General features: G+C 67.3%; 8 protein-coding genes and 1 pseudogene. 4 read left to right on the top strand and 5 right to left on the bottom strand.

Going from position 1 to position 7,523, the window contains the following annotated elements; genetic code table 11:
* Positions 1-174: 174 nt before the first annotated feature.
* A pseudogene (locus FPZ41_RS42925) lies at positions 175-915 on the top strand (Tn3 family transposase); the annotation flags it as partial.
* A gap of 73 nt (positions 916-988) precedes the next feature.
* On the opposite strand, the gene FPZ41_RS42930 reads toward FPZ41_RS42925, so the two are convergent.
* Positions 989-1,651, bottom strand: a complete 663-nt coding sequence (locus tag FPZ41_RS42930) for a TetR/AcrR family transcriptional regulator (protein ID WP_152869900.1) — start codon at positions 1,649-1,651, stop codon at positions 989-991.
* Between the two features lie 63 nt (positions 1,652-1,714).
* Here FPZ41_RS42930 and FPZ41_RS42935 point away from each other — a divergent pair, with 63 nt between their 5' ends.
* The gene (locus FPZ41_RS42935; protein WP_152869902.1) at positions 1,715-2,341 is read left to right on the top strand and encodes a class I SAM-dependent methyltransferase; all 627 of its coding nucleotides are present in this window, start codon (positions 1,715-1,717) and stop codon (positions 2,339-2,341) included.
* A 390-nt stretch (positions 2,342-2,731) separates the two neighbouring features.
* Complete coding sequence (locus tag FPZ41_RS42940) at positions 2,732-3,556, top strand: hypothetical protein (RefSeq protein WP_152869905.1); 825 nt, start codon at positions 2,732-2,734, stop codon at positions 3,554-3,556.
* A 187-nt stretch (positions 3,557-3,743) separates the two neighbouring features.
* Here FPZ41_RS42940 and FPZ41_RS42945 read toward each other — a convergent pair whose 3' ends face one another.
* The 4 genes from FPZ41_RS42945 to FPZ41_RS49720 form a co-directional block, all read right to left on the bottom strand.
* Complete coding sequence (locus FPZ41_RS42945) at positions 3,744-3,998, bottom strand: hypothetical protein (RefSeq protein WP_152869907.1); 255 nt, start codon at positions 3,996-3,998, stop codon at positions 3,744-3,746.
* 322 nt (positions 3,999-4,320) lie between these two features.
* Positions 4,321-5,835, bottom strand: coding sequence for a S1 RNA-binding domain-containing protein (locus FPZ41_RS42950; RefSeq protein WP_322621464.1), 1,515 nt, complete (start codon positions 5,833-5,835; stop codon positions 4,321-4,323).
* Between the two features lies 1 nt (position 5,836).
* Positions 5,837-6,415, bottom strand: coding sequence for a recombinase family protein (locus FPZ41_RS42955; protein WP_152869909.1), 579 nt, complete (start codon positions 6,413-6,415; stop codon positions 5,837-5,839).
* Between the two features lie 290 nt (positions 6,416-6,705).
* Complete coding sequence (locus FPZ41_RS49720) at positions 6,706-7,119, bottom strand: hypothetical protein (RefSeq protein WP_265584290.1); 414 nt, start codon at positions 7,117-7,119, stop codon at positions 6,706-6,708.
* On the opposite strand from FPZ41_RS49720, the gene FPZ41_RS50500 reads away from it, so the two are divergent.
* Positions 7,046-7,523, top strand: a 478-nt coding sequence (locus tag FPZ41_RS50500) for a hypothetical protein (protein ID WP_456154456.1), incomplete at its 3' end; no start/stop codon positions are given. The genes FPZ41_RS49720 and FPZ41_RS50500 overlap by 74 nt on opposite strands.

The following is a 7,523-nucleotide window of genomic DNA, read 5'->3' on the forward strand; positions in this document are numbered from 1 at the left end:
GTCCGTATCCACTGGACGGTAATTTCCACGGCTCCTACCCTCGCCAGCTCATCGAGCACCCCACTCTATGTCTGCCCTTCTCGCCCAGCCGCGAGCGCCTCCCGATGACGCCGACACAGTCGGCGGTTCGAACGACACACCCGAGGATGATCAACTTGAACTGTCCACATAAACAGCGACATCGTTTTCGGCATCTTCCACATCCTGGGCTACAACTTCAGCCCGTTCAAAGACCTCGACGACCAACGGTTCTGGCGCGCGTCCCTGCCCGGCGTAGAGACCGGCACGTACGGGCCGCTGGAGCCACTGGCCCGCAACCGGGTCAACCTGAACAAGGTGATCACTCACTGGCCGGACATGCTGCGGGTCGCCGGATCCCTGGTCACCAACCAGGTCCGCGCCTACGACCTGCTGCGGATGTTCGGACGCGAAGGCCACCCGACCCCGCTGGGGCAGGCATTCGCCGAGTACGGGCGGATCACCAAGACCGAGCACCTGCTCCGCGTCGTCGACCCGGTCGACGACACCTACCGGCGCCAGATGAACCGCCAGCTCACCGTGCAGGAGTCCCGCCACAAGTTGGCCCGCGACATGTGCCACGGCAAGCGCGGCACCATCCACCAGGCGTACCGGGACGGCATGGAGGACCGGCTCGGCTCGCTCGGCCTGGTCCTCAACGCCCTGGTGCCCTGGACCACCCGGTACATCGACGCCGCCGTCGCCCAGCTCCGCGCCGAGGGCCACGAGATCCGGCACGAGGACATCGCCCGGCTCTCCCCGCTGAAGCACCGCAACCTCAATGTCCTGGGCCGCTACAGCTTCACCGCCTCCGCCTCGGCCGGCGGAGCCTTGCGGCCGCTGTGCGACCCGGACGCCGCCGGGCTTGACGATGACGCCGACGGTGCAGCGGAGTGAGCGTCCGGTCAGCTTCCGCAGCCGGTCGCGGACTCTGCTTCACTTCGGCGGCTGTCGCCGAAGGGTCGGTGGCCTACTCGTGGTCTGTGCAGAGGTGGGTAGTCAGGGCAACACATGCCCACTCCTCCCAGGCGTCGGGGGACCAGCCCCGGTCCCGGACAAAGATCAGGTATAGCTCCGGACTGAGTAGCCCGTACAGCAGGTCGGCGGCGTGGGTGGTGTCGACGTCGGGGCGGGCGTCGGGCTTGGAGGTCAGTGCCTTCGCTGCGGCGTGCTGGACGGTGTAGCGCGGGTCGGGGCCGACGGGCCACTGCGCGGCGATCTCCGGGTCCGTGGCCGTCGCAGCCGCGATCAGCGGCATGATCGGGGCGACCCGGCCGAGGATGCCGCCTACGCCCCGCACGTGGGCGCGCAGTTGCCCGGCCGCGGTGGGCTCGGCGCACGCGGCGTGGAACCAGTCGCGGTCCATCGTGGCGACCGGTTCGGCGTCGCCCGCGATGGACGTGTCGACGACGTCCTTGAACAGCGCGCGCTTGTTTCGGAACACGAAGTACACGGTCTGGACGGCCACGCCCGCGCGATCCGCAACCTCCTGAAGGCTTGTCGCACCGTACCCCTGTGCGACGAACAGGTCCCGCGCCGCCGCGACGATCTTCTCGCGGGTGCGCCGCGAACGCTCGGCCCGCTTGTCGGGTCGCTTGACGTTCTGTCCGTCGGATTCCTTGACCGCATCCATGCCGGGAGTCTATCTCTAGAGTCACTCACTAGAGTTGGACTCTAGCTTCTTGGAGGGGTGGCGATGAGTGAGACTCGGACGGCTGCGGAGCTCGACCAAGAGGCGGCTGTGCGCCGCGTGTTGGAGAACTTCTACCGGGACGGCAAGCCGCCGTGGGACAGCGGCATCACGCCGCCCGAGCTCGTGGCCCTGATAGAGGGGCCCGGCGCGCTGATGCCGGGTCAGGTCCTCGAACTCGGCTGCGGCACCGGGACCAACGCGGTGTACCTGGCTCGGCACGGCTGGCGGGTGGCGGCCGTCGACCTGGTCGACCGCGCGGTCCGGCAGGCGAGGGAGAAGGCCGCCGCTGCCGGAGCGGACGTCACGGTGCTGTGCGGGGACGCCACCCGACTCGACGAGGTGGGCGTGCACGGCCCGTACGACCTGTTCTTCGACCTGAGCTGCTACTGCGGGATTCCGCCGCACCGCCGCGACGCCTACGCCGCCGGCCTCACCAAGCGTGCCGCCCCCGGTGCACGATTGCTGATGTTCGGGTACGGGCCCGGGGCGTTTGACGACTCGTGGTCCGGCGTCACTGCGGACGAACTCCGCGCCAGGTTCGCTGGGTGGCAGCTGGCCGACGTGACGCCCGGCACGAACCCCGTCCCGACGTTCTGGTTCACGCTGCACCGTGCCGCCGCCGCGGCGTGAGCTCAGTCACACCGGGCACCTTCGGGCCACGGACATCGCGCGCGGTCGTTCTCACAAATGAACATCTGTGAGAGATCTGCGAGAGACCCGGGGGCGATCGCGTCTCCGCAGGTCACCGCTCGTAAAAGTCCTCTCGAAACCGGCGTGTTGTGCGCGATACTTCTGAGAGGCTGCCGCCATGGATCTCACGCCCGTGTCAGTTTTCGAAGCGGCCTGCACGGATGACTGAAGTCGGCTGCACGCGCCGACGGCAGATCACCGACTCCAATTCCTTCATGCTGGTTCACTGTTCCACTCCTGGCCCTTGAACAAGCGTGCGTACTCGATCTTGTCACTCACCGCGCCCGGAGATTTCGGTGAGCTACGTCGAACTCCTGGGCATCAGCCATCGTGGGCAACGCAGCAGCAGATGTATTCCAGATAGCCAGTGACGACCTGGACGCAACGGCCACGCTTGTCACCGCCGTGACCGCGGTGGTCGGCACTGTGGCCGCGCTGGTCGGCGTCGTGATTGGCGCGCGTATCGGGGCACGTGGCGCACGGGACGCAGCTCGCACCCAGGCGCGTGCCGGGTACACCACGGCGCTTGAGCAGAACAACCAGGAGGCGAGACGTGCCGCGTACATTGATCTTTACACGGCTGGCCAGTCGTTCTTGAAGGACCTGAAGGATTTTGCGCGGCTCAATTCCCGCACCGTTGGCCCCGACGATCGTGCTGACCCGTTCGCCGAACACCGGGACCGCGTCAGTCGGGCTGTGGCCGCCATTCGGATTCTCGGCCCGCGCCGTGTCTGGCAGCACGCACGCGATGTTGAGCGCGGGGTCAACGGGGTGACGTGGTGGATCAAAGCTGACCATGACGTGTTCTACGGGTGGCGCAACCTGGTGGTAGCCCGCCAGGCAACGAGCCCCATCCCGGACGTCGCCAACGCCGCCCGGACGGCATTGATCAGGATCTACAACGCACGATCCGACCGAGCCGGAGACGAGGTACATGCGGCTGCCGCTGGCCCTCTTCAGGACGCTGAGGCTGCGGGGATCGTCACCAACGCTCAGCGCCAGTCCCTTCACGCCGACCCTACGGGAGTCGGAGCTGAGCGCTTGCGTCCCGAAGAGAAGCTCAGCGCACCCTGGGAAGAGGCCAAGGAAGCGCTTGACGCGTTCGCCGACGCCGCCGGCGCCTGCCTCGAAGACACCAACCTGCCGAGCACGTGACCGCAGCACTGCTTGGAGTCGTGGTGCTGGCGCGGCCTATCCGTGCATAACGGTTGCAAACTTGCCGCAGTCTCACCGCCTACCTCGAAGGCCGTGGCTGGCACCGCACCACCGCCTGACGCGTGACGGCCCCCGCCGAAGCCCGAGCGGAGGCCGTCACATACGCCCTGGTTCCGTTCCGTAACGATCACTCAAACCCCAAACCGGGGTTCTCGCGACCGGACCAACTACGAGAAAGGCCCAAGGCCGTGTGGGAGTGGGACCGGCCCTCGGACCAGCGCCACCAGCGGCTCCGGACCGGTATCACCACGATCTGGGGCGACTCGGTGTGCAGGCGCTTGCGCTCGGCGCGCAGCGCCAGACGGTACGTCACGACTGTGCCGGTGACGGCCGCGACCAGAGCGAACACTCCGGTGATCAGGGCAGCGTGAATGTAGGGCAAGACAGATTTCCTTCCGGTCTGGCGCCCAGCGATGGGCGCCGGACCAGGCAACAGCAGCTTCCGCTTATCGCCCAAATCGGCCGCTATCGGATTCCGGGATCGCCCTATCCGATTCCGGCCCTTCTTTCATGCGGTCTACGCGCGTCCTATCCGAAACGTGGCCTCCTGTCAGAATTCCGGAGGTCGCCTATCAGGTATAGGCGACAGCTGGCGTCTCACGATCCGAGACAATGTGAGCCTCCGGCCAGATGGCGGATCTCGGTGAACGCCCTGGCCGCCAGAAGCGCGGCTGTGTCCCGGTCGAGCTCGGCTTCCTGGCTCCTCATGCCGATCCGCCCTTACTGCCGCCTTCAGGGTGGGTTGTGCGGGCCTGGGTATGCGACAAGGCAATGCGGCGGCGCGCGATGTCGACCTCAATGATCTTCACGGTGAGGGCGTCACCGACCTCGATGTCGTTCCTGGCCGATTCATCCAGCTCGCTGGTGTGCACCAGGCCCTGGAAGCCGTCCTTTCGGTCTTCGACGCGGACGAAGATGCCGAACGGGACGATCTTGGTGACCGGTCCGGTGACCACCTTCCCGATCCGCTGCGCCACCTGCGGCCATGGGTCTTCCTGCACTGCTCGGAGCGATAGCGGCACCCGTTCCCGGATCATGTCGACGTCGAGGACCTCGGCTGTGATCTCCTGGCCGACGCTGACGACGTCGGACGGGTGGTCGAACGGACGCCAGGACAGCTCCGGAATGTTGATCATCGCGGTGAAGCCGCCGATGTCCACGAAGGTGACGCCGAAGCTGGCGATGGACGTCACCGTGCCGGTGACGACTTGGCCGCACCGCAGGGTCTTCAGGAACGCCCAGTCGCGGTCGCTGGGCGTTGGCTCGGTCTGCCAACGAGCGCGAAGAACACCGTCGCTGTCGGGCAGTACAGCAGTGAACAGAGGGTGATGTTCATCGGCATACATGGATACGACGCCGGCAGCATGCGCGCTGGCGAGCTGGGATGTCACTGCCTCGAACTGGGTCTCGTCCACGACTGTGCTGGTGATCCGCCCGTTCTCGTCCTCCCAGACGATCTCCACCAGGCCCTCCTCGGGCAGCGACGCCACGGCCGTGTCGACGTCGGTGAGCAGGTCCGGCCAGACCGCCAGCTGCGTGCGAGGTGTCAGCTGGGAGCGCACGGCCTTGATGTTGTCGCGGCTGAGGCGGTGCCACCGGGAGGCGTTCGTGGCGTAGGTCTCCTCCAGGTACGTGGCGCGGTTGGCGCTGACCGCCCAGTGCAGGCGGGCCCAGAAGTCGGCGTCGGCCGGGCGCTGCTCGCGCAGTGGGTCGTCGGGGGCGAAGTCGTATGGCGATGCGTCCAGGCGTTCCGGGAACAGGCCGAGCGCGCGGGTGCGGGCCAGCGCCGTTTCGCAGGGGTGGCTGCTGCCGATGTAGAGGTACTGGTCCCAGCCGACGTGCACCGCGAATGCTCCCTCCGCCTCCAGGCGGCACCAGGCGCCGTTGTCGCGGAGCATGGCCCGGACGAGTTCCAGTCCGACGGCGATCGGCACCAGCGCACCGTCGTGGAACCCGGCGAGGCCAGCTGGGAACAGGCCGGCCAGGCCGTAGCCGTCGACCGGTGGCTCCAGGCCGAAGTGGGCGAAGCCGCCGATCTGCGGCTCGCGGATGGCCAGCCGGTCGACGCCGGTGTCCTCGGCGAAGGCGGCAACGGCCTGCAAGTAGGTGGCTTCGACTGGTCCGTGGTCGTTGATCGCGGGCTCGGCGCCGGCGTAGTGGCCGTGCTGATCGCGTTCGGCCGGGTCGTACTTGGTGACCTGGTAGACGTAGGGCAGCACGTCACTGCCTCACGGAGGTCGGAGGCGTCGCTGCTGAGGTCTGGTGGCGTTCAAGGACGCGGTAGACCGTGGCGCGGCTGACGGAGAAGAGCTCGGCGAGGTCGGCGATGGTGTGCTCGCCGGACTGGTGCTGCTGGACCAGGTGGGTTTGCTGACGTGCGGTGAGCTTGGGCTGCTTCCCTTTGAGTTTGCCCTTGGCCCGCGCTACCCCCATGCCTTCGCGGGTGCGCATGCGCAGAAGGTCGACCTCGAACTCGGCGAAGGTGGCCAGGATGTTGAAGAACATCTTGCCCATCGGGTCGGCGGGGTCGTAGAGGGTGCCACCGAGCGAGAGCTTGACGCCGCGGGCGTCAGGTACCGAGCGTGCGAGGCGGTCGAGTTTGGGGACGACGAGCGTGTCGCCGGCGCGCACGGCCGCGAGAGCCTGGGCCAGGCCGGGCCGGTCGCGATTGGTTCCGGTCAGCCCGTGGTCGAGGTAGATCCGGTCCTCTGGCACATCCAGACCGAGGAGGATCTCACGCTGGGCGGTGAGGTCCTGCTTGTCCAGACTGCATCTGGCGTAGCCGACGCGTTCGCTCATGGAAGCGACGGTAAGCCCCCGCTGACCGGACAGATCACCGGACACCCTAATTGAGACGCCGTCAGCGCAGGCCGATCCTCCCGACCGATCAAGATCACCATTGTTCGTTGAGGGTCCCCCAGCGGACGCGCCGTCGGGCGCCCTGTTCACATCCAAGGAAGTGGAACACCGTCAGATGAGGTCGAGACGACCCAGTTCGCCGGCGCTGGGCAGGAACTCGGCGGGGACGCCTTCCTCGTGCAGGGAGGCGCGCTCTCTTTCAAAGTGATCGAGGGTGCGGCATCCGATGGTCAGCAGGGCGAGAAGCTGCCGTGCGGTGGGCGGTCGGTGCGGGCTATGGTGAGCGCCTCCTCGAAGGCGGCCGTGAAGTCCTGCCAGGCGTTGCGGTGCGGGGAGGGTTCGTCGCCGTCGTAGACGTAGTCGTGGAGTGGGGCCTGAAGTGCGGAACTGAGGCGCCCGCGGGCGGTGATCAGGCCGTCGGCGGCCATCTGGAGCGCGGTGGCGGCGGCGTCCCACATCGCCTCCCGGACCTCGTCTTTCAGCTGTTCAAAGGGGCGCCAGACTCCGAGTACGCGCCAGTTGGGGAGCGTCGAAGCGGTCGCCGCGAAGTTCCGCGTCAGCGGGCCGACGGTGCGATCCTGGCGCAGGCGGTGGCGCGAGGGCGGAGTGGATGCGTTGCGGTCGAGGGGACCGGTGTCGGTCAAACGTCCATCGACTGTCCATGGGCCCGTTCAGAAGCGGCAATGCCTGGGCGAGGGCTTCCTCGCCCAGGCATTGCACCGCGAATACCACCGCGTACCCAGCGCCCTCGATGTCGCCGGGCCGAGGGCAAGTTCGAAGCCGAGAAATGGTGCGTTGACCTGTGCGTGTTCAAGTGCCGGCGGACCGCCCGCGGGTGACCGTGCCGCTGATCTCCGCCTGTCCGTCCACCGCTGGTCGGGCTGGTTGGCCGGTCCGGTTCGCGCTTGCCTAAGGCTTTTAGTGCGCTGTGTAGGTGGTTGGTGGCTGGGGTGTTGTGCCTGTTTGGGGTGGTGGTGTTGGTCGTGTGGGGTTGTTCTGTTTCGTTGTTGTTGTCGGTCGGGGTGGGGGGTGGGGTGGGGAGTGTCTG

The sequence above is a fragment of the Streptomyces acidicola genome (genome assembly GCF_009377235.1).
In the GTDB taxonomy this organism is placed as follows: Bacteria; Actinomycetota; Actinomycetes; order Streptomycetales; family Streptomycetaceae; genus Streptomyces; species Streptomyces acidicola.